The organism is Ideonella livida, from assembly GCF_010499455.1.
GTDB lineage: Bacteria > Pseudomonadota > Gammaproteobacteria > Burkholderiales > Burkholderiaceae_C > Ideonella > Ideonella livida.
Map to the genome: position 1 here is coordinate 94,167 of NZ_JAAGOH010000003.1, position 26,430 is coordinate 120,596.

Annotated in this window: 26 protein-coding genes; 6 read left to right on the forward strand and 20 right to left on the reverse strand. The window is 70.8% G+C overall.

Features of this window, described 5'->3' with window-relative positions; translation table 11 throughout:
• Nucleotides 1-198 precede the first annotated feature (198 nt).
• Nucleotides 199-1,323 (forward strand): NAD(P)/FAD-dependent oxidoreductase, encoded by a 1,125-nt coding sequence (locus G3A44_RS03855; protein WP_163456184.1) that lies wholly within the window; start codon nt 199-201, stop codon nt 1,321-1,323.
• A 22-nt stretch (nt 1,324-1,345) separates the two neighbouring features.
• Here the strand turns inward: G3A44_RS03855 and G3A44_RS03860 are convergent, their stop codons facing one another.
• The 9 genes from G3A44_RS03860 to G3A44_RS03900 form a co-directional block, all read right to left on the reverse strand.
• Nucleotides 1,346-2,179 (reverse strand): hypothetical protein, encoded by an 834-nt coding sequence (locus G3A44_RS03860; RefSeq protein WP_163456185.1) that lies wholly within the window; start codon nt 2,177-2,179, stop codon nt 1,346-1,348.
• Between the two features lie 151 nt (nt 2,180-2,330).
• Nucleotides 2,331-3,260 carry an alpha/beta hydrolase gene (locus G3A44_RS03865; RefSeq protein ID WP_239061694.1) on the reverse strand — a complete coding sequence of 310 codons (930 nt, stop codon included), beginning with the start codon at nt 3,258-3,260 and terminating at the stop codon, nt 2,331-2,333.
• Nucleotides 3,257-4,522 carry an amidohydrolase family protein gene (locus G3A44_RS03870; protein WP_163456186.1) on the reverse strand — a complete coding sequence of 422 codons (1,266 nt, stop codon included), beginning with the start codon at nt 4,520-4,522 and terminating at the stop codon, nt 3,257-3,259. The genes G3A44_RS03865 and G3A44_RS03870 overlap by 4 nt, the downstream gene beginning before the upstream one ends.
• Nucleotides 4,523-4,627: 105 nt before the next feature.
• Nucleotides 4,628-5,665 carry a Bug family tripartite tricarboxylate transporter substrate binding protein gene (locus G3A44_RS03875; protein WP_163456187.1) on the reverse strand — a complete coding sequence of 346 codons (1,038 nt, stop codon included), beginning with the start codon at nt 5,663-5,665 and terminating at the stop codon, nt 4,628-4,630.
• A 98-nt stretch (nt 5,666-5,763) separates the two neighbouring features.
• Nucleotides 5,764-7,377 carry a bifunctional 3-(3-hydroxy-phenyl)propionate/3-hydroxycinnamic acid hydroxylase gene (locus G3A44_RS03880; protein ID WP_163456188.1) on the reverse strand — a complete coding sequence of 538 codons (1,614 nt, stop codon included), beginning with the start codon at nt 7,375-7,377 and terminating at the stop codon, nt 5,764-5,766.
• Nucleotides 7,378-7,379: 2 nt separating this feature from the next.
• Nucleotides 7,380-8,246, reverse strand: a complete 867-nt coding sequence (locus G3A44_RS03885; protein ID WP_163456189.1) for a fumarylacetoacetate hydrolase family protein — start codon at nt 8,244-8,246, stop codon at nt 7,380-7,382.
• 61 nt (nt 8,247-8,307) lie between these two features.
• The gene (locus G3A44_RS03890) at nt 8,308-9,213 is read right to left on the reverse strand and encodes a VOC family protein (RefSeq protein ID WP_163456190.1); all 906 of its coding nucleotides are present in this window, start codon (nt 9,211-9,213) and stop codon (nt 8,308-8,310) included.
• A gap of 49 nt (nt 9,214-9,262) precedes the next feature.
• Nucleotides 9,263-10,312, reverse strand: a complete 1,050-nt coding sequence (locus tag G3A44_RS03895; RefSeq protein WP_163456191.1) for an amidohydrolase family protein — start codon at nt 10,310-10,312, stop codon at nt 9,263-9,265.
• 122 nt (nt 10,313-10,434) lie between these two features.
• Nucleotides 10,435-10,860, reverse strand: a complete 426-nt coding sequence (locus tag G3A44_RS03900) for a GlcG/HbpS family heme-binding protein (RefSeq protein ID WP_163456192.1) — start codon at nt 10,858-10,860, stop codon at nt 10,435-10,437.
• A 97-nt stretch (nt 10,861-10,957) separates the two neighbouring features.
• Here G3A44_RS03900 and G3A44_RS03905 point away from each other — a divergent pair, with 97 nt between their 5' ends.
• Nucleotides 10,958-11,893 (forward strand): LysR family transcriptional regulator, encoded by a 936-nt coding sequence (locus G3A44_RS03905; RefSeq protein ID WP_239061695.1) that lies wholly within the window; start codon nt 10,958-10,960, stop codon nt 11,891-11,893.
• Nucleotides 11,894-11,911: 18 nt separating this feature from the next.
• Here G3A44_RS03905 and G3A44_RS03910 read toward each other — a convergent pair whose 3' ends face one another.
• The 8 genes from G3A44_RS03910 to G3A44_RS03945 all read right to left on the reverse strand — a co-directional run bounded on the left by G3A44_RS03910 (nt 11,912) and on the right by G3A44_RS03945 (nt 20,374).
• Nucleotides 11,912-12,256: a TFIIB-type zinc ribbon-containing protein gene (locus G3A44_RS03910; protein WP_163456193.1), complete on the reverse strand. Its 345-nt coding sequence runs from the start codon at nt 12,254-12,256 to the stop codon at nt 11,912-11,914.
• Nucleotides 12,257-12,413: 157 nt separating this feature from the next.
• Entirely contained in the window at nt 12,414-13,205 is a 792-nt protein-coding gene (locus G3A44_RS03915; protein ID WP_163456194.1) for an enoyl-CoA hydratase-related protein, read from the reverse strand.
• Nucleotides 13,202-14,056 carry a crotonase/enoyl-CoA hydratase family protein gene (locus G3A44_RS03920; RefSeq protein WP_163456195.1) on the reverse strand — a complete coding sequence of 285 codons (855 nt, stop codon included), beginning with the start codon at nt 14,054-14,056 and terminating at the stop codon, nt 13,202-13,204. The genes G3A44_RS03915 and G3A44_RS03920 overlap by 4 nt, the downstream gene beginning before the upstream one ends.
• Before the next feature lie 29 nt (nt 14,057-14,085).
• A complete protein-coding gene (pcaF, locus tag G3A44_RS03925; protein ID WP_163456196.1) occupies nt 14,086-15,291 on the reverse strand; it encodes a 3-oxoadipyl-CoA thiolase in 1,206 nt (401 codons plus the stop codon).
• 1 nt (nt 15,292) lies between these two features.
• Nucleotides 15,293-16,135 carry an amidohydrolase family protein gene (locus tag G3A44_RS03930; protein WP_163456197.1) on the reverse strand — a complete coding sequence of 281 codons (843 nt, stop codon included), beginning with the start codon at nt 16,133-16,135 and terminating at the stop codon, nt 15,293-15,295.
• Nucleotides 16,136-16,645: 510 nt separating this feature from the next.
• Complete coding sequence (locus G3A44_RS03935; protein WP_163456198.1) at nt 16,646-18,316, reverse strand: (2,3-dihydroxybenzoyl)adenylate synthase; 1,671 nt, start codon at nt 18,314-18,316, stop codon at nt 16,646-16,648.
• A 33-nt stretch (nt 18,317-18,349) separates the two neighbouring features.
• Nucleotides 18,350-19,135 carry an SDR family NAD(P)-dependent oxidoreductase gene (locus G3A44_RS03940; RefSeq protein WP_163456199.1) on the reverse strand — a complete coding sequence of 262 codons (786 nt, stop codon included), beginning with the start codon at nt 19,133-19,135 and terminating at the stop codon, nt 18,350-18,352.
• 204 nt (nt 19,136-19,339) lie between these two features.
• The gene (locus tag G3A44_RS03945; protein ID WP_163456200.1) at nt 19,340-20,374 is read right to left on the reverse strand and encodes a Bug family tripartite tricarboxylate transporter substrate binding protein; all 1,035 of its coding nucleotides are present in this window, start codon (nt 20,372-20,374) and stop codon (nt 19,340-19,342) included.
• A gap of 150 nt (nt 20,375-20,524) precedes the next feature.
• Between G3A44_RS03945 and G3A44_RS03950 the strand changes: the two genes are divergently transcribed.
• Entirely contained in the window at nt 20,525-21,421 is an 897-nt protein-coding gene (locus G3A44_RS03950; RefSeq protein ID WP_163456201.1) for a LysR substrate-binding domain-containing protein, read from the forward strand.
• Nucleotides 21,422-21,437: 16 nt separating this feature from the next.
• Here the strand turns inward: G3A44_RS03950 and G3A44_RS03955 are convergent, their stop codons facing one another.
• Nucleotides 21,438-22,076, reverse strand: a complete 639-nt coding sequence (locus G3A44_RS03955; protein WP_163456202.1) for a LysE family translocator — start codon at nt 22,074-22,076, stop codon at nt 21,438-21,440.
• A gap of 111 nt (nt 22,077-22,187) precedes the next feature.
• Here G3A44_RS03955 and G3A44_RS03960 point away from each other — a divergent pair, with 111 nt between their 5' ends.
• Complete coding sequence (locus G3A44_RS03960) at nt 22,188-22,646, forward strand: Lrp/AsnC family transcriptional regulator (RefSeq protein ID WP_163456203.1); 459 nt, start codon at nt 22,188-22,190, stop codon at nt 22,644-22,646.
• Between the two features lie 69 nt (nt 22,647-22,715).
• Here G3A44_RS03960 and G3A44_RS03965 read toward each other — a convergent pair whose 3' ends face one another.
• Together G3A44_RS03965 and G3A44_RS03970 are read right to left on the reverse strand one after the other, a co-directional pair.
• A complete protein-coding gene (locus G3A44_RS03965) occupies nt 22,716-23,180 on the reverse strand; it encodes a super-infection exclusion protein B (protein WP_163456204.1) in 465 nt (154 codons plus the stop codon).
• A 174-nt stretch (nt 23,181-23,354) separates the two neighbouring features.
• Complete coding sequence (locus G3A44_RS03970; RefSeq protein WP_163456205.1) at nt 23,355-24,245, reverse strand: LysR family transcriptional regulator; 891 nt, start codon at nt 24,243-24,245, stop codon at nt 23,355-23,357.
• 143 nt (nt 24,246-24,388) lie between these two features.
• Between G3A44_RS03970 and G3A44_RS03975 the strand changes: the two genes are divergently transcribed.
• Together G3A44_RS03975 and G3A44_RS03980 are read left to right on the forward strand one after the other, a co-directional pair.
• The gene (locus tag G3A44_RS03975) at nt 24,389-25,666 is read left to right on the forward strand and encodes an ABC transporter substrate-binding protein (protein ID WP_163456206.1); all 1,278 of its coding nucleotides are present in this window, start codon (nt 24,389-24,391) and stop codon (nt 25,664-25,666) included.
• Nucleotides 25,667-25,693: 27 nt separating this feature from the next.
• On the forward strand, nt 25,694-26,428 hold the full coding sequence (locus G3A44_RS03980) for an ABC transporter ATP-binding protein (protein WP_163456207.1): 735 nt from the start codon (nt 25,694-25,696) through the stop codon (nt 26,426-26,428).
• Nucleotides 26,429-26,430 lie beyond the last annotated feature (2 nt).

Here is a 26,430-nt window from a genome sequence, read left to right on the forward strand (position 1 = left end):
GCCCTGCACGCGGATTCAACGGGATTTATGGGATCTTTTATTTGTATGTTGATTATTACGCTAATCAATGTTTTATTCAGGCCACCAAGCCACCGCTGCGATGGCCCACGACGGTCCCGGACCGGCCATGCGCCCCATGCCGACCCGCCCACCACCTCATTCGCCACCGTTCCACCCACCGCCGCCACAATGAACCGCATGGAAGATGTCGATAGCCTGGTGATCGGTGCGGGGGTGGTGGGCCTTGCGGTGGCCCGGGCGCTGGCGCGCCAAGGACGGGAGACCGTGGTGGTGGAGCAGGCCCTGGCCCCCGGCACCGGCGTGAGCGCGCGCAGCAGCGAGGTGATCCACGCCGGCCTGCACCACCCAGCTGGCTCCCTCAAGGCCCGCCTGTGCCAGCGGGGCCGGCAGTTGCTGTACGACTACTGCGCCGCGCGGGGCGTGGCCCACCGGCGCTGCGGCAAGCTCATCGTCGCCACCACGCCGGCGCAGCTGCCGGCCTTGCGCCAGCTGTGGGCCGCCGGGCAGGCCCAGGGGGTGCCCGGGCTGGCCTGGTGCGAGGGCGAGGCGCTGCGCCGCCTGGAGCCGGCCCTGCGGGCCGAGGCCGCACTGCACAGTGCCTGCACCGGCATCGTCGACAGCCACGGGCTGATGCAGGCCCTGCTGGCCGATGCCCAGGCGGCCGGGGCACAACTGGCCCTGGGTTCACCGGTGCTCGGCGGTCAGGTCACCCCACAAGGGCTGGTGCTGCAGATCGGGGGCGCCCAGCCCATGGCCATCCGGGCCCGCACCGTGGTCAATGGCGCCGGCCTGCATGCCCCGGCCCTGGCCGCACGGCTGCAGGGCCTGGACCCGCGGGGGCTGCCCAGGTCCTGGCGGGCCAAGGGCCATTACTTCAGCCTCCGAGGCCGGGCGCCCTTCTCCCGCTTGGTCTATCCCCTGCCCGAACCCGGCGGGCTGGGCATCCACCTCACCTTGGACCTGGCGGGACAGGCCCGTTTCGGTCCGGACGTGGAGTGGGTGGACGACACGGCCGACCTGCAGGTGGACCCGCGCCGGGCTGCAGCCTTCGACACTGCCATACGCCGTTACTGGCCTGATCTCCCGGCCGGCGCCCTGCAACCTGCCTATGCCGGCATACGCCCCAAGATCAGCGGCCCGGGCGAGCCCGCCGCCGACTTCATGGTGCAGGGCCCGGGCGCCCACGGGGTGCCGGGGCTGGTCAACCTCTTTGGCATCGAGTCGCCCGGCCTCACGTCCAGCCTGGCCTTGGCCGAGGAGGTGCTGCGGCAACTCGCCCCGGACCGCGGCCTGGCCGCCTGAGGCGGAACGGCCGGGTCGGACCTCAGGCCGGCAGCAGGTGGGCGCGCATCAGCCGGCGCGCCTGCTCCAGGCCTGAGGGGCTGGGCGACTCCTTGAAGAACACCGGCAAGGGCAGTTGCAGGTGCGCCGCCGGCTGTCCCTGCTTGAGGGCCTGCAGCGCGCTGCGCACCTCCACCGAGCGGGCCACCAGATGCCGTGCCACCACCGGCTGGTCCACCCAGCGGGCGGCCTGCACCCGGGCGGTCATGAAGACCGCCTGTTCATTGAGCACGCCTTCGCGCATGACCTCCCCATGGCGGCTGAGCACCAGAAAACGGTCCTCGTAGTCCAGGTTGTGGCGCACCAGAAACTGCCGGCCCAGGGCCAGCGGCACAAACCAGGTGGCCTCGTCAAACTGCCGGCGGTTGAAGCCCCGGGCCCGCATGGCCTGGGCCAGTGCCTGGTCCTCCACCTGACCGGCGCGGACCACAGCCTCCAAATAGAAGGGCGCGGCCTCGGCGTCCACCGGCCGGGCGGCGCCGCCCGGCCCGGCCCGCTGCGCCTGTCCCGCCAGGCGGGCCTGCAGGGCCTGCCGTGCCGCCCGGGCCAAGACCGCGCAAGCCGGTGCGGCAGGCGGCCAGGCCTGGGACAGCCAGGCCTCAGGCACATAGGGCTGGCCCTGGTGCAACAGCACCTGCACCCCTTCGGCCGCCGCCCGGGCCAGCACGGCCGCCGCCCTGCCCTGCGCCCCGGTGGGCGCCGCCAGCGCCACCGCCACCAGCACCATGCCACCCGGCGGCATCACGCCCACCCATTGCCCGCCCGGCGGGCAGCCGGGCAGGTCCGCTTCTTCGAAGCGTAACCACGTCACATCCATGTTTTTCACCCCAGTGAGGGTCCCCACGACCATCAGGTGCCGCCGCCGTCTGGCGCAGCGGCTGTCGCACCTGCCTGGTGCGATTATTGGCCAGACCACAGGAATTCAGCGGGGGTACGCCCAAGCGAAAGGGGCTGGATGTGTGGGCGCCTCAGGCGGTCAGGCGACGCACAAAGTCGAGCACAGCGGCGCTGACGCTGACGTCGGCCGTGCCAAAGGAATGGCCGGGTGAGAAGTGGTTGTGCTCGGCCCAGCAGTGCAGCGCGGGTGCAAAGCCGTGGCGGCTGACCAGCCGGGCAAACAGCTCGCCGGCTTGCACCTGCATCTGCAGCAGGTCGCGCTGGGCAAAAGCGATGAGCAGTGGGAAGGGGGCGGCATCCACCTGGTCCACCACGCTGGCGGCGTCCCAGTCGGCCGGATCGGGGCCGAAGTAGGCCTCGTTGCGCGGGTCGGGCGTGGCCACGCCGAACGGGACGCGGGCCAGACCCTCCAGCCGGGCGTTGTACGGGCCGGAGAGCAGCACCGCGCCGGCAATGCGCCAGTCGGCGGGCTGAAAGCGCCGCAGCAGCGTGGCGGCGGCCACATGGGCCGCGCCGGCAGACTCGCCCATCAGCACGATGCGATCGGGGTTGGCGCCCAGGGCGGCCGCCTGCTGGCGCAGCGCCTGCCAGACGGCCACCACATCTTCGGGGCCGCTGGGCCAGCGGCTCTCGGGTGCCAGGCGGTAGTTGGGCAGCACGGTGAGAAGACCTTGCTGCGCGCCCCACCAGCCGATGTTGGCGCGCTGCGCCTTGTCCCCCCGGATGAAGCCGCCGCCATGAAAGCTCACCAGCACCGGCCAGCCGCCGGGCGGCGGGAGCCCCTCAGGCTGGTAAACATCCAGCCGGTGGCGGGCGTGCGGGCCGTAGGCCAGGTCGGTCACCAGGCGCACCCCGTCGTGCGGCTGGGCGGCCAGCAGCGGCGCGTACAGCGCCTGCACCTGCGGCAGGTTGAAGCCGCTGCCCAGGCGGCGCAGGGCGTCCATCACCTCAGGGCTCATGCCGGCGATGGCGCCGGGTTCGTGTTGCTGTGGAAGGTTCATGCGGCCAGCTCCCGGCCCTTGTGGAAATGGCCGTCCTGCATGATGACCCGCAGCGCGTGCCGGTTCTGCAGGATGGCCACGTCTTGCGTGGGGTCGCCGTCGACCAGCAGCAGGTCGGCCAGGAAGCCGGGGCGGATCTGCCCCAGCGCCTCGCCCTGGCCCATGATCTGCCCGCCCAGGGCGGTGGCCGCGTGCAGCACCTCGGCCGGGGTGTAGCCGAAGTGCCGCACCCACAGCGCCAGGTCCCAGGCGTTGCGGCCGTTGGGGTTGAAGGGAAAGCCGTAATCCCCGCCCGGCAGCAGGCGCACGCCCCGACGCTTGAGCTCGGGCACCAGGCGCTTCTGGCACTCCAGCACGGCGGCCGCGTCCTGCTTCATGGGCGTCATGTCGAAGTGCGGCGGCGGCGTGGCGTCCAGCGTGGCCTGCACGATGCCGATGGTGGGCGCCACAAAGATCGTCTCTTTGGCCGCTTCCAGCAGGTCCAGCGCTTCCTCATCGGCATAGGTGCAGTGGTACAGCACCCGAAAGCCGGCCTTCACCCCCAGCTTCACGGCCTGGGCCGCATGGGCGTGGCCGGTGAGCCAGACCCCGCATTCGCGCGCCGCGTGGCCGGCGGCCAGCAGCTCGGCCTCGGTGTAGAGCAGCTGCTGCGAGGCACCGGGCTTCAAGGCGCTCTCGCCCGAGATCAGGAACTTGACGGCTTGCGCACCGAGGGCTTTGCAACCGCGCACAAAGGCGGCCACGTTCTCCGGGCCGCTGCCGTGCTCGTCCACGTGCCCAGGGTCCAGGGCACCGTCGTTGGGCGGCTCACGCTCCACCGAGCTGGCGATCAGGCGCGGCCCGGGCAGGCCGCCCGAGTCGATCTGCGCCTTGAGCACCACCTCCAGCCGCTTGCTCAGGGCCCCGGCGGAGTAGGCGCTGGTGAAGCCGTGGTCCAGCAGGATGCGGGCATTGCGCGCGGCGGTCAGCGCCAGTTCCTCCGGCGGCAGGGCCATGCCGGGCACAAATTTCTCCACCGAGCTGGGCCAGGTGAGGTGGGCATGGGCTTCGGTCATGCCGGGCATGAGCACGCCGCCTCGGCCGTCGATGACGAGGGCGTGGTCGCGCGGCACCTGGGCGCCGTCGCGGGCCACCGCGGTGATGCGTTGGCCGTCCACCCGCACCTCGCCGGCAAAGGGCGCGCTGCCGCTGCCGTCAAAGATGCGCACCTGGGTGAAGACCACCGGCTGCGGGGCCGGGATGGAAGCGTGTGGGGAAGTCATGGACAGGATGAGGGGGGTGAGGGGGGGAAGTGGCAAGAAGGCGGCGGTGGGGCGCGTGATCCACACCCGGGCGGCGGCCGGGCGGCCCGGGCCGCCCGGCCCGGCTCACTCCGGCAGCACGCCGATCTCGCGCGTGGCCTGGGCCCAGCGCTGGTGCTCCTGCGCCAGCCACTGGGCCACCTGGGCCGGGTCCAGACCGCCCGCGGCCACGGGGCCGATGGCGGCGATGCGCTCGGCGATGGCGGGCTCGGCCAGCAGGGCGTTGAGGTCGCGGTTGACGCGCTGCACCACCGCCTCCGGCGTGCCGGCCGGGGCCACCAGGCAGAACCAGCCGCCCATGTCAAAGCCGGGCACGGTGTCGGCCACCGGCGGCACGGCCTCGAAGCCGGCCACCCGCTGCGCGGTGGTCACGGCCAAGGCGCGCAGGCGGCCCTGGCGCAGCAGCGTGGCGGTGCTGGCCAGGTCGGCCACCAGCAGGTCCACATGGCCGCCCAGGGTGTCCTGGCTGGCGGTGCCCACCGAGGCGTAAGCGGCCAGGTTGAGGTCCAGGCCCAGGCGGGCGGCCAGGAGCCGGGCGATCATGCCGCCAAAGGTGCGCGGCCCCTCAGTGGCCACCTTGAGCTGACCGGGGCGCGCCTGCGCAGCCTTCACCAGATCAGCCAGGCTGCGCAGCGGTGAGCCCACCTCCACCAGCACCGCAAACGGGCTGCGGGCCACGAAGGCCACCGGCACAAAGTCCTTGCGCGGGTCGTAGGGCAGGCTCTTGAACAGGTAGCTGTTGGTGACCAGCGCGGCGGTGGTGGCGAAGTAGAAGGCATGGCCGTCGGCCGGGGCGCGTGCCGCGGCCTGGGCGCCGATGGTGTTCTGGCCACCGGGCTTGTTGTCCACCACCAGGGCCTGGCCCCAGGCCTTGGCCAGCCGCTCGGTGAGCAGACGGGCCACGTTGTCGGGGCCGGATCCCGGGGGCTGGGACAGCACCCAGCGCACCGGTTTTTCCGGCCAGGCCTGGGCACGGGCCGGGCTGAGCGCGCCCAGGCCGCTGAGCAGGCCCAGGCCACCCACCAGCCGGTGGCCGATCTGGCGGCAGACTTGGCGACGGGAAGGTGCCGACGGGCGGACACCGGGAACAGGGATCGTGCGCATGGGGTCTCCTACAACTCCGGGGATGGAAGGGTCGGGGCCACCGACCTGCCTCTGCGGGCCGGTTCGGGTGGCTGACGGGAAGCGCCTGTCGGCGCTGTTCAGCACAAGGCGGCAGCCGCCTCCTGCAGCAGGGCGGTGACACCGGCGGCGTCGGTCGCCGTGCCAAAGACGTAGTGGTCCGGGCGGACCAGGGCGGCGTGGCAGCGCTGGCGGTCCAGCCAGGCGGCCACCACGCCCTCGGTCTCGGGCTGGCGGCCCAGGTGCAGCACGGCCAGGCCGGGCAGGCCGCCACCCGCTTCGGCGCCGGCTGCGAGGTCTGCCAGGCTGGGCGGCAGGCCCTCGCCCAGCACCAGGCGCCAGCCGGTGCCCAAGGCGTGGTCCAGGCGCACGGGCCGGCCGGTCCCGTCCTTCAACCAGGGCTGCGGAAACAGCAGACCACGGCCCGGGCTGTCCTGCGCGGCCAACAGGCCTTGCGTCAGCGGGGGCAGCACGTCCTGGCGCGGGGTGTCGCGCACCACGCCGCCGCAGTCGGCCAGCAGGCGGGCATCGCGCTCGCGGGCCCGGGCCACGTCGCGCTCACAGATGACGGCGCCCACGGCCTTGATGCGGGTGGTCAGCTCGCGCACATGGGCCTGCCGCTCGGCGCCATAGCTGTCCAGCAGGCGTTCGGCGGCGGCGCCACGCACCTCACCGCGCTGCACGCTGATCAGCTTCCAGCACAGGTTGGCCACGTCGCGCACGCCCTGGCACATGCCCTGGCCCAGGAAAGGCGGCTGCATGTGCGCCGCATCCCCCGCCACAAAGGCCCGGCCCACGCGCCAGCGGTCGGCCACCAGCGCATGGAAGCGGTAGCTGCTCTGGCGCCAGAGGGTGCCGTCCTCCGGCGTCAGCCAGCGCGAGAGCAGCGCCCAGGTGCGCTCGGGCGTGGCGGCCTCGCGCGGGTCTTCGCCCGGCTGCAGCGAGATTTCCCAGCGCCGGTGTGCGCCCGGGCCGATGACGTAGGTGCAGGGCCGCGCGGGTTCGCAGTACTGCACGCTGGTGCGGGGCAGCTTGGCCAGGCCGCGCTCGTTGCACAGCACGTCCACCACCAGCCAGGGTTCGTCAAAGTCCAGGTCGATCAGCCCGATGCCCAGCCGGCTGCGCAGGCCGCTGCTGCCGCCGTCGCAGGCCAGGGCCCAGCGGGCACGCACCTGGCCGACCGTACCGTCGGCCTGCCGCAGGTCCAGACTCACGCCGTCGGCATCCTGGTGCAGGTCCAGCACCTCGGTGGACAGGACCACGGTGACGGTGGGCAGCTCGGCCACCCGGGCCCGCAGCGCCCGCTCCACCGGCGGCTGGGTGAACACCAGCGAGGGGGTGTAACCCTGCGGATAGGGCGGCGCCACCATGGTCATGCGCCGGATGAGCTGACCGTCCACGCCGAAGTACTCGGAGTTGGTGAAGGGCTCGAAGTACGGTGCGATGGCCTCGACCACGCCGATCTGCTGGAACACCCGCATGATTTCGTGGTCCAGTGCGATGGCGCGCGGGATCTCGTACACATCGGGCAGGCGGTCGCCCACCCAGACCTTCAGGCCGGCCTGGCCCAGCAGCGCAGCGGCCACCGCACCCGCCGGGCCAAAGCCCGTGATGGCGACATCGTAGATTTCCTCCCCTCCTCCGCCGGTTACGGCGGCCGATCCGGCGCAGGCCTTGGGCGGTGTCGGCGACATGCTCAGGCCTCCTGCACGATGGGGTTGACCAGGGTGCCGATGCGTTCGATCTCGATCTCGACCACATCGCCCGGCTTCATCCACACCGGCGGGGTGCGCGCCTGGCCCACGCCGGCGGGGGTGCCCATGACGATGACGTCGCCCGGCTCCAGCGTCAGGCAGTCCGACAGCAGGGCGATGGTTTCGGCCACGCCCCAGATCATGTCGGTGGTGTTGGCGTCCTGCATGACCTGGCCGTTGAGGCGGCTCTGGATGCGCAGGCCGGTGGCGCCCGGGGCCAGTTCGTCGGCCGTCACCAGCACCGGGCCGAAGCCGCCGGTGCCGTCAAAGTTCTTGCCGATGGTCCATTGGGGTGTGCGCTTCTGGTAGTCGCGCACCGACATGTCGTTGAAGCAGGTGTAGCCCCAGACGTGGCGCAGCGCCTGCTCCTGGGTGACATGGCGCGGCACGGTGCTGCCGATCACCAGGGCCAGCTCGGCCTCGTAGTCAAAGCGTTCGGAGACACGCGGGCGCACACCCGGCGCGCCATGGGCCACCAGGCTGCTCTTGCCGCGCAGGAAGAACCAGGGGTACTCGGGCTTGTCGCGGCCGCCTTCCTTGGCGTGGTCAAAGTAGTTCAGGCCCAGGCAGATGATCTTGCCGGGTTCGGGCACCAGCGGGGCCAGGGTGAGGCGGGCCAGGGGCAGGCGGGGGGCGGCGGCATCGTCGGCGGCGGCGCGGGCCGCGGCCATCAGGTCCACCCCCTGGGCCAGGGCGGCGCGCAGGCAGGGCGGCACCTGCGGCTGGGCGTCGTTCAGGTCGATGAGTTGCTCATCGAGCACCAGGCCCAGGCGGGGCTGGCCGTCGCGGAGGTAGGTGGCAAAGCGCATGGCGGGCTTTCTCTTGAGGGGGGCAGGAGGGAAGAAGGAAGCGGCAGTCGGTGGCGGGCCCTCAGGCCGGGGGCGCCACCGGGGCGAAGAACACCGAACGCTGGGCGGCCCTGAGCTCGGGCACCGGCGGGGCGACGCCCCACTGGTCCACCCGGCCGGGTGGCCAGGTCCAGTCCGACGGGCCGCCCACCGGGTAGTGCGCATCGATCTGCTCGACTTCCGTCGTGTATTCGATGACCTCGCCGAAGGGGCCGATGAAGTAGTTGAAGACGTTGTTGCCCGGACCGTGGCGGCCGGGGCCCCAGGCGATGGGGAAACCGGCATCGCGCAGGCGCCCGCCGCCGCGCATCACGTCGTCGATGGCGGGCATCAGGAAGGCGATGTGGTTGAGGGCGTTGTTGTCGGTGTCGCCCAGCGCGATCGTGTGGTGGTCACGGTCGCAGTTCATGAAGGCCATGATCCGGGTGCGGTCGGCCAGGGTGAAGCCCAAGGCCTGCTCCAGAAAGCGCTGGGAGGTGCCCGCGGCCTGGGTGTTGAAGACCGCATGGGCCAGGCGGATGGGGGTATCGGGCCGCTCTTCGATATCGGTGTGGCGCGCATCGCCGTGCACCACATGAAAGACGCGGCCGTGGCTGTCCATCAGGCGGATGGCGCTGCCCCCGGCCGGGTCCTTGCTGGCCCGGGCGGCGTGCAGCAGGCGGCCACCGGCGGCCGGCGTGGCCTGGGCGATGGCCTCCAGCGCCTCGGCGCTGCGTGCCCGCAGGCTCACATGCCGCAGGCTCAGCACGGCGGCCGCGTGCAGAGACAGCAAGTGGTGGTCGGCCCCGCTGCCGCGCAGAAAGACGGCGTCTTCGCTGCGCGCCACCACCTGCAGGCGCCAGGTGTCGGTGTAGAAGGCCTCGGCGCGGGCCAGGTCGGGCACGTTCAGCGCCACGCTGCGCAAGGACTGGATCCAGGGGGATGCCATGGGAAGGTCTCCAGGGTTCTAGGAAATTGGCGCAAGGCTCAAGGGCCCGTCAGGCGGCCGGCGCCCGGGTGCCCAGAAAGCGCCGGGCATTGCCATGCAGCAGTGCGGCGGTGGTGGCCGCATCCAGGCCCAGCGCCTGCACCCGGGCCGCCGGTGCGGCCTCGCGGAAGTTGAAGGGGTGGTCGGTGCCCAGCATCAGCGCCTGGGGGCCGAAACGTTCCAGCAGCTGGGCCAGGGTGGCGGGGTCGAACACCAGGGTGTCGTAGAACAGGCGCCGGGCCTGTTCGGCCGGGCTCTCGGGCACGCGCTCCCGCAGGGCCGGAAACACCTGCCAGCCCTGCTGCAGCCGGGGCAGCAGGCTGGCCAAGGTGCCGCCGCCGTGGCTGAAGGCCAGGCGCAGGCGCGGGCAGGCCTGCAGCAGCCCGCCGGTGATGACCGAGGCCGCCGCCAGGCCCACCTCGCTGGGGTAGCCCAGCACCTGCAGCAGCGGCGCCGGACCCACCAGGCGCTCCTGCCCGACGGGCTTGAGGGCATGCACAAAGACCGGCACGTCCAGCGCCTCGCAGGCGGCCAAGAACGGTCGCCAGCGCGGGTCGCCCACGGGGCTGCCGTTGATGTGGCTGCCCAGCTCCACCCCCACCAGGCCCAGGGTCTGCACCGCGTGGCGCAGCTCGGCAATGGCCGCGTCCACATCGGGCAGGGGCACGGCGGCCAGGCCCAGCAGCACCCCGCCCGATTCCGCCGCCAGCGCGGCGGCGGTCTCGTTGAGGAAGCGGCACAGGCGCTGCGCCGCCAGGGGCGCCAGCCAGTAGCCCAGCAGCTCCGGCATGGGCGAGATGAGCTGGTGCGTCAGCCCCATGGCCGGCAGCTCGGCCAGGCGGCGCGGCACGCTCCAGCAAGACTCGGAGACGGTGCGGTAGTGCCGCCCACCCACCAGCACCTGGCGGTGGCACACGCCGCCCTGCGGCGCAGCCTCAGCCGTGGCGGGCCAGCCCTCGGGCAAGGCGCCGTCCAGCCAGGCCGGAAAGTGCTCGGGCACGAAGTGGGCGTGGACGTCGAGGGCGCCGCAAGCGCAGGGGGTCAGGAGGGCGTGGGACATGGCAGGCAGGCGGACGTTGGCCGCAGGCGTGGGCGGGCCTGCGCGCCTGGCTCCACCAGGCGACAGGGTGTGGGAGGAGGGTGGCCCCGCAGAGCGGGGCGCGAGGGACGCCCGGCCGGCGCTCAGCCGGCGTTCAAGCCCGCAGCGCGCAGGCCAGCCAGGCAGATGGCCTCGTCCTCATCACCGGTGCCGCCGGAGGCGCCCACCGCGCCCAGGGTGCGGCCCTGCGCATCGCGGATCAGCACCGCCCCGGTCTGCGGCAAAAAGCGGCCCTGCGCCGTGGCCGCCAGCGTGGTGAAGAAGTTGGGGTTGCCCTGGGCACGTTCGGCCAGCACCCGGCTGCTGGCGCCCATGCCCACCGAGGCCCAGGCTTTGCCGGTGGCGATGTCCAGGCGGAACATGCTGGCACCGTCCTCGCGCTGGGCGGTCTTGAGGTGGCCGGCCTCGTCCAGCACCACCACCGCCATGGGCCGGTGGCCGGCCTCGCGGGCGGCGGCCAGCGCGGCCTGGACGATGGTGTTGGCCTGGGTCAAGGTGAGGGCGGTCATCGGCGCGGTCTCCGGGTGTCGTTTTGATCTGACGCAAATGCTAGGGACGCCAGCACAATCCATCCATCACATGCTGTGGATTCGCAAAATCCATCTGATGGATGATCAATGGAAGGCTTCACCCATGGACCTGCGTGGCATCGACCTGAACCTGCTGCTGGTGTTTGAGGCCATGGCCGAGCACCGCAGCGTCACCCGGGCCGGCGAGGCCATCGGCCTGAGCCAGCCGGCCATGAGCGCCGCGCTGGCCCGGCTGCGCGCCCTGCTGGACGACCCGCTGTTCATCAAGGTGGGCGCCCGCATGGCCCCCACCGACCGGGCCGAGGCCCTGACCGAGCCGGTACGCCGCGTGCTGCAGACCGTGCGCGGTGAGATCCTGCTGCCCGGCGGCTTTGACCCGGCGCGCAGCGAGCGCACCTTCACCGTCATCACGCCCGACATCGGCGAGATGCTGTTCGTGCCCCCGCTGGTGGCGCGCCTGGCCACCCATGCGCCCGGGGTGCGGCTCAACGTCATCTCACGCCCACGCACGGCCGCTGCCGACGCCCTGGCCGCCGGTGACGCCGACCTGGCCATCGGCTACTTTCCCGACCTGCGCGGTGCCGCCTTCTTCCAGCAAAAGCTGTTTGACAACCGCCACGTCTGCATGCTGCGCCAGGACCACCCCCTGGCCCACAGCGGCGCGCTGGCGCTGGGCGACTACCTGGCCTTGCAGCATGTGGTGGTCCACCCAGACGGCCGGGAGCATGTCTTTGAGCAGTACCTGGCCCGCCAGGGGGTGGTGCGCAACGTGGTGCTGGAGCTGTCGCACTTCATGAGCCTGCTGCCGCTCATCGAAACCAGTGACCTGGTGGCCACGGTGCCGCAGGACCTGGCCCAGATCTGCCAGCGCTACGCCCGCATCCGGGTGCTGGCGGCGCCCATCGAGGCGCCGGACATCCCGGTGCACCAGTTCTGGCACCGCCGGGCCCACAAGGATGCGGCCTGTGCCTGGCTGCGCACCCAGGTACAGGGCCTGTTCGGCAGCCGGTAGGGGCGCCCCCGTCAGGCCTCAATCAAACAAGTCGCTCAGCCAAGACTTGCGGCGGTAGCCGCCGTGGTGCTTGTGGTAATCCGAATCCTCGAAATCCGGACGACGCCCTTGGGGCGGGTAGCCGGGCTGGGCATGAGCCCCCGGCACGGGGGCATGGGCAGGCGCAGGCGGTGGCGCGTAGGCCGGCGCCGCCGCGGGTGTGGCCGCGGTGGCCGCCATGGCCTGCTGCTGGCTCAATGCAATGAGCTTGTCGAGCTCACCGCGGTCCAACCACACCCCCCGGCAACGGGGGCAGTAGTCGATCTCCACGCCCTGACGCTCGCTCATGAGCAGCGTGGTGTCGGGGCAGACGGGACATTGCATCGTAGGGCTCCTGGGCTCGGACCGGGGCAACCCGCCGCCGGTCTCGTCTTGCCTGGGAGGCCCGGCCGCGACGGGAGTTCCGTAGAAGGCGCGCGGAGATGCGTCCGCTCGTGGCCCCTGGTTTCGGCGCGTGACCAGGCGGTCAACGCCTCACCCCTCACCCAAACCGCGCCGGCCGCTTCTCCAGCCGGGCGCCGATGCCCTCGGTCTTGTCCGGGTGGTCGAAGAGCAAGGCGAAGGCTTTACGCTCGAATTCCAGGCCCTGTTGCAGGGGCGCCTGGTGGGCGTGCAGCACGGCCTCCTTGATGGCGCGCAGCGCGGCTTGGGGGCCGGTGGCGAATTGGGTGGCCAGGGCCAGGGCGCGGGGCTCCACCTCGGCATCGGGCAGGCATTCGCTGACCAGTCCCAGGGCCAGGGCCTCCAGCCCGCCGATGGGTGCGCCGGTGAGCAGCAGGCGCATGGCCTGGTACTTGCCGATGGCGCGGGTCAGGCGCTGGGTGGCGCCGCCGCCGGGCATCAGGCCGATCAGCACCTCGGGCTGTCCCAGGCGGGCGCTCTCGGCCGCCACGATCAGGTCGGCATGCAGCGCCAGCTCGCAGCCGCCGCCCAGGGCGTGGCCGCGCACGGCGGCAATCACCGGCTTGCGGCACTGGGCGATGGCGTCCCACAGCCGGCCCATGCCGCGGGCGGCGATGCCGCCGGGCGTGGCGTCGCGGTACTCGGTCAGGTCGGCACCGGCGCAAAAGGCGCGCGGACTGCCGGCCAGCACCACGGCACGCACGCTGTCGTCGGCATCGGCGTCCAGAAACGCTTGAGCCAAGGCGTGGCGCAGGGTCAGGTTCAGGGCGTTGAGCACCTCGGGCCGGTGCAGGCGGATGAGACGCACGCCGGGGCTGGGGTGCTCGATCTGCAGCACGGGCGGCGTCGCCTCCAGGTCGGCGGTGTTCATGCGCCCTCCTGCGGGGCCATGCCGGCGCCGGTGAACACGGGCGGGCGCTTCTCGAAGAAGGCGGCCAGGGCCTCGCGGTGGTCGGCCGTGTGGTGGGCCAGGCCTTGGAACTGGCCGGCGGCGTCCAACGCCTCGTCCAGCGTGCCGCTGCGGGCTTGCCACAGCAGGCGCTTGGTCCAGCGCAGCACCTGGGGCGGGTTGGCGGCCACGCGCTGGGCCAGGGCCATGGCGGCGTCTTCCAGCGCCTCGGGCGCCACCACCTGCGAGACCAGGCCGATGCGCAGCGCCTCGGCCGCGTCCAGGGTGTCGCCGGTCAGCGCCATCTCGGCCGCCTTGGACCAGCCCACCACCCGGGGCAGCAGCCAGCAGCCGCCGTCGCCCGGCACGATGCCCACCTTGACAAAGCTCTCGGCAAAGCGCGCCGCGCTGCTGGCGATGCGCAGGTCGCACAGGCAAGCCAGGTCATTGCCCGCGCCGATGGCCGGGCCATTCACGGCCGCAATGATCGGCAGGCCTAGCCGCGCCAGCGCCCGGGGAATGCGCTGAATGCCCTGGCGGTAGCGGCTGGTGATCTCGGCCGGCGGGCCGGCGAACATGCCTTGGCGGTCGCGCATCTCGGCCACGTTGCCGCCGGCGCAAAAAGCGCTGCCCGCGCCGGTGAGCACGGCCACGCGCAGCGTGGGGTCGGCGTCGATCTCGGCCAGCACCGTCTCGAAAGCGCTGAACAGGTCGTCACCGCTCAAGGCGTTGCGGGTGGCCGGGCGGTTGAGGGTGAGCCAGGCGATGGCGCCTCGGCGCTGCAGCCGCAGGGGCGCGTCGGTGGTGGAGGCGGACGGGGTGGGTTCGGTCATGGGGGGCTTTCGGGGTGAAGGCGCGGCGATCAGACGCGCTCAATGGCCAGCGCGATGCCCTGCCCCACGCCCACGCACATGGTGCACAGGGCGCGGCGGCCGCCACGGCGTTCCAGCTGGTGCAAGGCGGTGAGCACCAGGCGCACGCCGCTCATGCCCAAGGGGTGGCCGAAGGCGATGGCGCCGCCTTGCGGGTTGATGAAATCGCCGTCGTCGGGCAGGCCCAGGCCGCGCAGGACGGCCAGTCCCTGGGCGGCAAAGGCCTCGTTGAGCTCGATCAGGTCGAAGTCGGCCAGCGTCAAGCCGGTCTGCGCCAGCAGCTTGCGCACCGCCGGCACCGGGCCGATGCCCATGACCCGCGGCGCCACACCGGCGGTGGCCAGGCCCAGCACGCGGGCACGCGGCGTCAGGCCATGGCGGGCGACGCCGGCCTCGCTGGCCAGCAGCAGGGCGGCGGCGCCGTCGTTCACGCCCGAGCTGTTGCCGGCGGTGACGCTGCCGCCGTCGCGAAAGGCGGGCTTCAGCCGCGCCAGTTCCTCGGCCGTGGTCTGCGGGCGCGGGTGCTCGTCCGCGCTCACCCAGGTGGTGTCGCCCCGGCGGCCGGGCACGGGCACCGGGGTGATTTCGGCGGCCAGCCAGCCGGCGGCCTGGGCGGCGGCGGCGCGCTGCTGGCTGCGCAGCGCAAAGGCGTCCTGGTCAGCCCGGGCAATGCCGTGCTCCTGGGCCACGTTCTCGGCCGTCTCGCCCATGCTGTCCACGCCGTGCAGGGCCACCATGCGCGGGTTGACGAAGCGCCAGCCGATGGTGCTGTCGGCCACCTCGGCCTGGCGCGAGAAGGCGCTGGTGGCCTTGGGCATGACCAGCGGGGCGCGGCTCATGCTCTCCACCCCGCCGGCCACGGCCAGGTCCAGCGCGCCGCAGGCGATGCCCCGGGCGATGCCGCCCACCGCGTCCAGCCCCGAACCGCACAGGCGGTTGACGGTGCTGGCCGCCACGCTCACCGGCAGGCCGGCCAGCAGCGTGGCCATGCGCGCCACGTTGCGGTTGTCCTCACCGGCCTGGTTGACGCAGCCGTAGCTCACTTCTTCCAGCGCGGCCCAGTCCAGGCCGGGGTGGCGGGCCATCAGGGCCTGCAGGGGCACGGCGGCCAGGTCGTCGGTGCGCACGCCGCTGAGGGCGCCGGCGTAGCGGCCAATGGGGGTGCGCAGGCCGTCACAGAGGTAGGCGGTGTTCATGTCACAACCCCAGCACGCGCTCGGCGTTGCCGTGCATGACCTTCTCCATCACGCTGTCGCTGTAGCCCAGCTCCTGCCACTCGCGGAAGATGCGCTCGTAGGGCAGGCTGGGGTAGTCGCTGCCGAACATGATCTTGTCTTGCAGGCGGCCGCGGATGTCGGTCTTCAGGTTGCCGGGGAAGTGCTTGGGCGCCCAGCCCGACATTTCCCAGTACACATTGCCCTTGTGCAGGGCCACGGCGGTGGTCTCGTCCACCCAAGGCCAGCCGGGGTGGGCCATGATGATCTTCAGGTTGGGGAAGTCGGCCGCCAAATCGTCGATGGCGCCAGGGTGGGCATGGCGGATGCGCGCGCCGTGGCCGCCGGGCATGCCCGCGCCCATGCCGGTGGTGCCCACGTCCACCATCACCGCCGCACCCAGGGCGTTGATCTCTTCAAACAGTGGGTAGAAGCGACGGTCGTTGACCGCAAAGTGCTGCATGATCGGGTGGAAATGGAAGCCGATGAAGCCCAGTTCGCGCACCGCATGCTGCACCTGGCGGATGGCGATCTCGCCCTTGGCGGGCTCCACCGCGCCCCAGCATTGCACGATGCGCTCGGGGTGGCGCTGCCAGATGCCGTGCACGTAGTCGTTGTCGCAGGGCGTGGTGGCCACGGTGGTTTCCAGGTCCAGCGCCACCAGGCAGGCTTGCACGTTGTGCTGGGCAAACTCGGCGATCACGTCGTCTTCTGACTTGGCCACCCATTCACGCTTCCAGTAGCGCGCCAACTCGGCGGGGTATGGGCCCTGAGAGTCGATCCAGCGTTGGGTGCCGGGGTAGCAGTGCAGGTCGATGATGCGCATGGAAATTGGCTCCGTGGTGAGGTTTGGAAGTCGTGATGACGGGGTGTGAAGTCGGGGTGCGGTTTTGTGATGGGTGCGGGGTTTGCGGGGTCTGGACAGATGGCGGCGGCTGGTTCAGGGATTGGCGGGCGCGCTGGGGCGGGTGGGCGTACTCCGCTCATGTCCCCCGGGCGGGCTGTGCCCGCCCTCCTCCTTTACTTCGCTGCGCACGCCCACCCACCCCATCGCTGTTCCACCCGTCGCGCGCCTGGGGGCCGGGCTGGAACAGCCGGCCTGCGCTCGCCGTTTGAGTGAAGACCTGGCTGTTTGGCTGATTGGGTTCGGACAGGAGCCCAGCCCAACCACCGTCTCGGCGGGGTGGGGCCTTGCATGGAGCGAAGTCAAGGAGGAGCCCTGGCATCGCCAGGGCGGGGGACATGAGCGCAATGCAAGGCCCCGCGCCGCCGCGTGCGTCACTCCGGCTCGCCAGCTGGATTGACAACATCCGCTTGGCATCAAGAGCTCAGAGCCTCAGCCCCCCTCCCCCGCCAACTGCGCCGCAATCCGCTCGCCCAAGGCCTTTTTAGAGACCTTGCCGAAGGTGGACACGGGGAAGTCGGGCAACACCTCCAGCCGCTCAGGCAGCTTGAAGCGGGCGATCTCATGGCCCTGCAGAAAGGTCACCAGCTCGGGCAGCGTCAGGGCCCGGCCCGGGCGCTGGATCACGTAGGCGCACATCCGCTCGCCCAGTGCCGCGTCGGGCATGGGCACGCAGGCCACGTTCTGCACCGCCGGGTGCATGAGGATCAGGTTCTCCACCTCCTCGGCGCTGATCTTCTCGCCGCCACGGTTGATCAGGTCCTTCTTGCGGCCCTCCACGATGTAGTTGCCTGAAGGGTGCTTGCGCATCAGATCGCCCGAGCGGTAGAAGCCGTCGGGGGTGAATTGCCGGGCGTTGTACTCGGGCACGCCAAAGTAGCCACGCAGGGTGTAGGGGCCGCGGCAGGCCAGCTCGCCCACCTCGCCGTCGGGCACCTCGGCCCCGTCGTCGTCGATCAGCTTGACCTCGTCGTGCGGGCACACCGGGCGGCCGCAGGTCTCCAGCAGCACCTCCTCGGGGTCGCCCCGACGCACGAACATCAGCAGCCCTTCGCTCATGCCGAAGTTCTCCTGCACGAAGGCGTTGCGGAAGAGCTGGCGCGTGCGGATGCGCACCTCAGGCTGCATGCGCTGGCCGCCACTCTGGATCTGCTGCACCGAGCTGAGGTCGTAGTCGCCAATGGCCGGGTCGTTGATGAGCCGGATCAGCAGCGCCGGCACCACCTTCAGGTGCGTGACGCCGTGGCGCTGGATGAGCTGGAACATCGGCTCGGGGCGGGTGCTGGCGTGCAGCACCACGGTGGCGCCGTGGAACAGGAAGCCCTGAATCCCCGGGCAGGCCAGCGGCAGGTTGTGGGCGATGGGCAGCACCAGCAGCAGCACCGAGTCCTGGGTGACGCCCGCCACCTCGGACGCCACCTTGGAGTTGTAGGCGTAGTCGTTGCCGGTGCGGGGGATCAGCTTGGGGATGCCGGTGGTGCCGCCCGAAAGCTGGAAGATGCAGGGGTCGGCCGGGTCAATGGTCAGGTCGCTCAGGGCGCTGCGTGCCAGCGTGGCCGGGCGCTCGATCAGCTCCGTCAACGAATGTTCACCCGGGCCGGCCTCGCCCAGCACCAGGCGCAGGCTCAGGCAGGGGTGCTCGGCCTGCACCCGCTCGATCATGGGGCCGAAGCGGAACTCACCGCCCTGCTCTTTCACGCGGGCCGGGTACACCGCGCAGCGGGCCTGCGAGAGCCGGGTGAACTGGCTGATCTCGGCAAAGCGGTGCGTGACCAGCGCGGCGATGGGGATGGCGCCGATCTTCTGCAGCGCCAGGTACAGGATGACGAACTCCGCCACATTGGGCAGGGTGGGCACCACCCGGTCTTGCGGGCGCAGGCCCAGGTCCAGCAGGTTGAGCGCCAGGTTGTCGCTGGCGGCGTCAAGCTGGGCGTAGGTCCAGCGGCGCTCGCCCTGGGCCCCGGCGTCGATCAGCGCGGTGCGCGGCGCAAAGCGCTGGAACACTGCCGCATATTCCTGCGCCAGGCTGCGGTCTTGCCAGTAGCCCGCCGCGCGGTACTGGGCGGCGAAGGCCGGCGGAAAGGGGACGAATCCGTCAAGCATCGTGGGTCTCCTGATGTACGTGGTGGGGTGGAATCAGGTGCTTGCGGTGAAGCCACCGTCGATGACCACCACCTCGCCGGTGACGAAGCGGTTGGCGGTGAGCAGGTTGAGCATCACCTCGGCCACGTCGTCGGCCGTGACGCAGCGCTTGAGCGGGGTCGCCTTGGCACGGTTGCCCATCAGCTCGTCGTACTTCTCGCCCAGCATGCGTTCCATCCAGTCGCCCTCCATCCAGCCCGGGGCCACCGCGTTCACGCGGATGTGCGGGCCCAGGTTCCAGGCCAGGGTCTTGGTGAGGTTGACCACCGCGGCCTTGCTGGCCGCGTAGGGCAGCGGCTGCGGGCCGGGCCGCAGGCCCACGATGCTGGCGGTGTTGACGATGGCCGGGCTGCCGCCGGCGTCCCTGCATTTGCGCAGCAGGGGCACGGCGGCGCGGCTGACCTGGAAGGTGCCGCGCACATTGACCGCAAAGGTGCGGTCCCACTCGGCCAGGTCCAGGCTTTCCAGGTCCTTCATCTTCCAGTTGGCGGTGGTGCCGGCGTTGTTGACCAGGGCGTCCAGGTGACCAAAGGCCTCGGCCACCGCAGCCAGGGTGCGACGCACGGCGGTCTCGTCGCTCACATCGCACTGCAGCAGCAGGGTCTGGGCGCCCGCGGCCTGGGCTTCGGCGGCCGTGGCCTGGGCCGCAGCGGCGGAGGTGCCATACACGATGGCCACGTCATAGCCGGCGCGGGCCAGGGCCAACACCGCACTGCGGCCGATGCCGGTGGCGCCGCCGGTGACCAGGGCCTTCTTGCGGGGGGTGGAGGTGGGCGTCATGGGGAGGGGCTCCAGGGGTCAGGGGGTGAAGTCAGGGGCAAGGAAGAAAAAGGGGCGGAGGCGCCGTGGGGGCAAAGCTCCGCCCAGCCCGGTCGGCGTGCCGGGGAGCGGCAGACCGGCCGGGGCCAGAAAACGGGTCGGGAGGTTGGGAGGAGGCGGTGTGGTGCGCGGCCCGCCGGCGTCAGCGGGCGACTGCCACGCCCCTCACTGCGGCTTGATGCCCAGCTCGGCCACCAGGCGGCGCGCCACCTTTTGCTGGCTGGCAAAGAACTCGCGGGCGGCGACGGGGCTGTCCTGGCGCGGGTACACGCCCAGCTCGGCCAGCTTGGCCACCACCTCAGGCAAGCGGGTGATGGCGTTGAGGTCGGTGTTCACGCGCTCGCCCACGGCGGACGGGGTGCCGGCAGGCACCAGCAGCTGGAACCAGCCCACCACGTCAAAGCCGGGGTACTGCTCGGCCACGGCCGGCACATCCAAGCCGGGCAGGCGCTGGGCCGAGGTCACGCCCAGCGCGCGCAGCCGGCCGCTCTTGACGTGCTGCAACACGCCGGGAATGCCGTCGGCGGTGACGATGGCATCGCCGGCGATCACGGCCGTCACCGCCGCCGGCGGGCCGGGATAAGGCACGGTGAACAGGTTCATATTGCCCAGCTTGCTCACCAGCTCACCGGCCAGGTGCGGCAGGGAGTTGGGCTGCGGCGCCGCAAAGTTCACCTTGCCAGGGTTGGCGCGGGCCAACTTCTCCAGGTCGGCCAGGGTGTTGACGCTGCTGTTGGCATGCGTCACCAGCATCAGCGGGCTGGTCCCCACCGTGGCCACGGCGCTGAGGTCGGTGTCGGGGTTGAACTGCGGGTTCTTGTAGACCAGGGGCGTGATGGTGCCCATGGCCGCCGGCACAAAGCCCAGGGTGTAGCCATCGTTGGCCGAACGGGCCAGGGCGCTCATGCCCGGAATGCCCCCGGCACCCGGCCGGTTGTCCACGATCACCGTTTGCCCCCAGGCCGCGCCCAGCCGGTCGGCCAGCAGGCGGGCGATGACGTCTGGCGCCGAGCCTGCCGCCGCCGGCACGATCAGCCGTACCGGCTTGGCCGGCCAGGCCTGCGCCCGGGCCGCACCGGGGGCCAGGCCGCCGGCGGCCGCCAAACCCAGTGAGAGCGCAGCGCTGGCCAGCGCGGCAGACACAGCAAGGCGGCGGCGCGCCGGGTCAGCGGGGGCAACGATGCGTGAGAGGGTGTTCATCCGGGGTGTCTCCTGTCGGTGCGCGCCAGCTCGTCGTCTGGCATGGGTGGCACTCTAGGCCGGCTGGGCGATGCCCATAAGATGCCATCTTGACGCTGATGATTCGATTCCAGCATCCCCCCCCTCCGCCCTCCCCCTGCCCGCCGCCCCATGAAACTTGACCAGCTCCAGGCCGTGACCGCCATCGTGGAACAGGGCAGCCTGCGCGCCGCCGCCCGCCGCCTGGGCCTGCCCCAGCCCGCCCTCACCCGCAGCGTGCGGGCGCTGGAGCGCGAGCTGGGGGTGGAGCTGTTCCTGCGCCAGACCACCGGCATGGTGCTGACCGAAGCGGGCGAGCGCTTTCACCGCCGCGCCTCGGTCATCGTCCATGAGGCGCGCCGCGCCCAGGAAGAGCTGGCGCTGGACGCCCAGCAGGCCAAGGGCAGCGTGTCGGTGGCGCTGTCCATCGCCGCGCATGTGGGCATGCTGCCGCAGGCGCTGGGCCCCTTTCGCCAGCGGTACCCCCAGGTGCAGCTGCAAATCACCGAGGGCCTGCTGCCCGATGTGGAGGCCGGCCTGCGCGACGGCCGCATCGACTTCTACCTGGGCGCGGCGCCGGCCCAGCCCCCGGCCGGCGGCCTGCTGATGCGCCACCTGGCCGACAACCGCCGGGCGGTGATGTGCCGCCGGGGCCACCCGCTGGCGGGCGCCACCGGCCTGGCCGAGCTGGCCGGCGCCGAATGGGCCACCACCGCCGTGGACTACAACGCCGAGGCCGACCTGACCCGCCTGTTCACCCAGCACGGCCTGCCCGTGCCCCGGGTGATGCTGCGCGCCCGCTCCGCCATGACGCTGATCGTGGCCCTGGCCCACACCGACCTGCTGGCCATGCTGCCTGTGCAGTGGGGCAACTACCCCGTCACCCGCGACGCGCTGCAGGTCATCCCCGTGGCCGAGGCCCTGCCCGCCCCGCCGCTGGTGATGATCCGCCGGCCGGACCTGCCACTGACCCCGGCCGCGGAATGCCTGGCGGATGTGCTGTGCCGGTACTTGCCTGCGGGCGGGTGAACATGGCGGTGCCACTTCAAGCCGACCGGCCCACCAGGCGCAGGGCCGCCAGCATCAGCAGCCCACCGGCGGCGCCTTCACCCAGGCGGCGCAGGCGCTGATTGCCCCGGCCGCGCCGGCCCAGCCAGGCCACAGCCGCGCCCACCACCGCGTACACCCCGCCGCACAGGGCGATGAACACCGCAGACAACGCCAGTGCCTGCGGCAGCACCGGCTGCGCCGGCTGCATGAAGGGCGGCAGGATGGCGAAATACACCAACATGCCCTTGGGGTTGAGCAAGCTGGTCATGAAACCCTTGAGCAGGGAGACCGGCGCCGTGGCGGGGCGGGGCGTTTGCCCGGGGCCGGTGGCCGGACGCAGCGCGGCGCGAAACATCTGCAACGCCAGCCAGCCCAGGTAGGCGATGGCCACCCAGCGCAGCACCTCGAACGCCCGGGGCGAGGTGGCCAGCAGTGCCGCAACCCCGGCGGCGGTCAGCAAGGCGTGGGCCGTGTAGCCCAGCAGGATGCCGACATTGGCGCGCAACGCGCCGCGCCACCCCGCGGTGAGCGCCTGCGAGACGATGAGCAGGATGTCCGGCCCCGGCGTACACACCAGGGGCAGCACGGTGAGGGCAAAGAGCAGCAGGGCATGGGCGGAGACGGCGGTGTCCATGGTGGCGGGTCCTCGAGGTCATCAATGGCGCCCCAGATCCTAGGAAAACCACCCGAACAAAGGCTTCCAAAGATTGCCCTCCTCTGCACGGTTGCTGGAAAAATCCACCCGATGGACGCACTCGACTGGAAAATCCTTGCGGAACTGCAACAAGACGGCCGCCGCACCGTCACCGAGCTGGCCGATCGGGTGGGCCTGAGCGTCTCGCCCTGCCACCGCCGTGTGCGCGCACTGGAAGACGCCGGCGTGATCCGCGGCTACCACGCCGAGATCGACCCCGCCGCCGTGGGCCTGCGCTTCTCCACCCTGGTGTTCGTCACCATCCGCCAAGGCGACCGCGACTCGGTGGCCGCCTTTGAAGACGCCATTGCCGCGGTGCCGCAAATCGTCGGCGCCCAACGCCTGTTTGGTGAGCCCGACTACCTGCTGCACGTGGTGGCCACCGACCTGCCCGCCTTCCAGCGCCTCTACGACGAGCGCCTGTCCACCCTGCCCGGCGTGCAACGCCTCATCTCCACCCTGGTGATGAAGGACGTGATCCGGCACCGGCCGCTGCCGTTTGGGGGGTGAGGGCTTGGTACCCAGGTTTGCCGTGGGCTTGGATGAGCACGCCGCAGCTTTGAAGGTCCCCGGCGCCGTTCAGCGCAGCCAATTGGGGTTTTGCTTCAGGATGTGCACGGCGACGGGGGACATTCGGTAGACATAGAAGCGGTCGTCTTTTCGCTCTTGGGTGCGAAAGATGAACCGGCAGGACTCCAAATACGCGACCGACAGATCGTTGGGGTCCAAAGGCTGCGTGGTTCGCTGTGCATCTACAAACAGCGACAAAAGGTACTTTTCCTGCGCTCCCAAGGACTTCAACTTTCGGGTGATGTTTTTGAAGTGAAGGCGGTCCATGAACCGATCGCGAAAGTGCTGGGCGACGTCTCGCACCATGTCGTGAATCAGCACTGTGATGAACAGCAGGCAAAGCAAGACCAGCCCGGGGGCGTACTGCTCGGTGACCTTGGCAAGGGTGTCCTCCAGCCCGGCTTTTCCCACCAGATAGATAAGCGCAATGAAGATCAAGCCCAAACGAGCGACCATGACAGGCAGCTTTTCCAATGCGTTCTCCCAAATATCTTTCGACGCTAGGTCATCAGAACCAGAATTAGACCAATGTTGTGTGGCGCAATCAGTCGTTCACGCTCAGACGGACGGAAACTTTACGCCTAAGCGAACCCTCGCCAAAGCTGGCTGACATCGACGGGCACATCCACCAAAGGCACCTCCCAGCGCTCACGCCGCCCCCTCCTCCGCCCTCAACACCGCCTCACAAAACGCCTGCAAGTCTTCACTGGTGTCGCCCCGGCGGCGGGTCATCAGCACGGGCGAGACGATGCCCGCATCCACGATGGGGCGGTAGCTGATGTCGTCGCGTTTGAGACGCTGCACCGAGGTGGGCACCAGGGTGATGCCAATGCCGGCGGCGGCCAGGCCAATGGCGGTTTGCAGGCCGTTGGTCTCGAAGGTGCGGGTCACCGGGTGGCCGTGAACCCGGAACTGCGCCAGCACCTGGTCGGCAAAGCTGGGGCGGGGCTGGGCGGGGTAGACGATGAGCAGGTGCTGGGCCAACTGCTCCAGTGACACGGCGGGCAGCGCAGCCAGCAGATGATCGGCGGGCAGCACGGCCACCAGCGGTTCTTCGTGGATGAGGGTGTTGGTCAGGCCCTCGGTGTCGATGCCCACGCGGCCAAAACCCACGTCGATGCGGCCGGCCTGCAGGGCCTCGGCCTGCTGCACCGAGGTGAGCTCCAGCAGCACCACGTCCACCTCGGGGTGGGCGTGCATGTAGTCGCGGATGGCGCCGGGCAAGGCGGTGTAGAGCATGGACGGCACAAAGCCCACACCCAGCCAGCGGCGCTGGCCGCTGCCCAGGCGGCGCGTGGCCTCGCTCACCTCGGCCACGCGGCCCAGGATCTGGCTGGCCTGCTCGTAGAAGAACGCCCCCGCCCGCGTGAGCGCCAGGGGGCGGGCGCTGCGGTCCAGCAGGGTCACGCCCAGCTCTTCTTCCAGCTGCTGGATCTGGCGGGAGAGGGGCGGCTGCGCAATGTGCAGCTGCTCGGCCGCACGGGTGAAGTTGAGCGTGCCGGCCACGGCCTCGAAGTAGCGCAGGTGGCGGAGTTCCATCCATACCTCACGGGTATTGTTGAAGAGGAAAACGATATTGGACGCTGATTTGTCCCCGGTGGGAAGATGCGCAGCACGGGCCGAGTGCTGACATCCACCAGGCCCAGGATGCTCAAAGAGTATTCAACAACGGAGACAAGAACATGCCAGAGACGATTTCGCGCCGCACCCTCATCCAAGCCGGCCCGGCCGCTGCAGTGGCCTCTTTGTTGGGCCACGCCCCGGCCGTGCTGGCGCAAAGCGCCAAGCCCCTCAAGATTGGCTATGTGAGCCCGCAGACCGGCCCGCTGGCCGCCTTTGCCGAGCCCGACAAGTTCACGCTGGAGCAGGTGAAAAAAGCCGTGGCCGGGGGCATCACCGTGGGCGGCAAGAAGCTGCCGGTGGAGATCGTCTACAAGGACTCGCAGTCCAACCCCAACAAGGCGGGTTCGGCCGCCGCCGAGCTGATCTTGCGCGACAAGGTGGACCTGGTGGTGGCCTCGGCCACGCCGGCCACCTGCAACCCGGTGGCCGACCAGTGCGAGGCCAACGGCGTGCCCTGCATCACCAACGACGCGCCGTGGCAGCCCTATTTCTTTGGCCGCAAGGGCGACCCGAAGAAGGGTTTTGAGTGGACTTACCACTTCTTCTGGGGTTTGGAGGACGTGATCGGCGCCTTCACTGCCATGTGGGGCCGTACCGCCACCAACAAAAGCGTGGGCGCGCTGTGGCCCAACGACGAAGATGGCAACGCCTGGGGCGACGGCAAGATCGGCTTCCCGGGCACGCTGGCGGCCAAGGGCTTCACGCTGCTGGACCGGGGGCGCTTCCAGTCGCCCATCAACGACTTCTCGTCCTTCATCGCGGAGTTCAAGAAGAACAACGTCGAGATCGTCACCGGCGTGGTGCCGCCGCCGGACTTTGCCAACTTCTGGAACCAGGCCGAGCAGCAGGGTTTCCGGCCCAAGATCGTGACCGTGGCCAAGGCCACCGAGTTTCCGGCCGCCGTCAGCGCCTTTGGCCCGCGTGCCGCCGGCCTGACGGTGGAGCTGATGTGGAGCCCGGAGCACCCGTTTGTCTCCACGCTCACCGGCTTGTCCAGCCGCCAACTGGCCGAGGCCTACGCCGCCGCCACCGGCCGGCCGTGGAACGTGACGCTGGGGTTCAAGCAGTCGCTGTTTGAGGTGGCGCTGGACGCCCTCAAGCGCGCCGCCGACCGCAGCCCCGAGGCCATCCGCGACGCCATTGCCAGCACGCGGCTGGCCACCACAGTGGGCACGGTGGACTTTCGCAAGGGCCCGGTGCCCGGCGTGTCCAAAACGCCGCTGGTCATGGGCCAATGGAAGAAGACCCAAAAGGGCCTGGACCTGCGCATCGTGGACAACAGCTTGGCCAAGGACATTCCGATGCAGGAATGGCTGGAGCCGATCCGATACGCCTGAGCCCTTGACGCAGGACCTTTGTTGACCATGACCGCAACAACCGCCCCGCTGCTGCGCCTGCACGCGGTGGGCAAGCGCTACGGCGCCCTGGTGGTGACCGACCAGATCAGCCTGGACGTGCGCCGGGGCGAAACCCTGGGCATCCTGGGCCCCAACGGCGCGGGCAAGACCACGCTGTTCAACCTGATCTCCGGCGATGTGAAAGCCGACACCGGCCGCGTGGAGTACGCCGGGCGCGACATCACCACGCTGGCGCCGCACCAGCGCTGCCGCGCCGGCATTGGCCGCAGTTACCAGGTGCCCCAGCCCTTTGGGCACATGACGGTGTTTGAGAACCTGGTGACGGCCGCCTGCTTTGGCGGCGGCCAGCCCGAGGCCCAGGCCTGGGACACCGCCGTGGACGTGCTGGCCAAAACCGGCCTGAGCCCCCACGCCAACGCGCCGGCCGGCGGCCTGACGTTGCTCAACCGCAAGCGCCTGGAGCTGGCCCGGGCGCTGGCCACCCAGCCTGACCTGCTGCTGCTGGACGAGATTGCCGGCGGCCTGACTGAGCACGAGGCCCGTGAACTGGTGGACGAGCTGCGCCGCATCAAGGCCCAGGGCGTGACCATGGTCTGGATCGAGCATGTGGTGCACGCGCTGCTGTCGATTGCCGACCGGCTGTTTGTCATCAACTTTGGCGCCAAGCTGGCCGAGGGCGAGCCGCAGGCGGTGATGAACAACCCCGACGTGCGCCGCGTCTACATGGGCATGGAGGCCTGAGC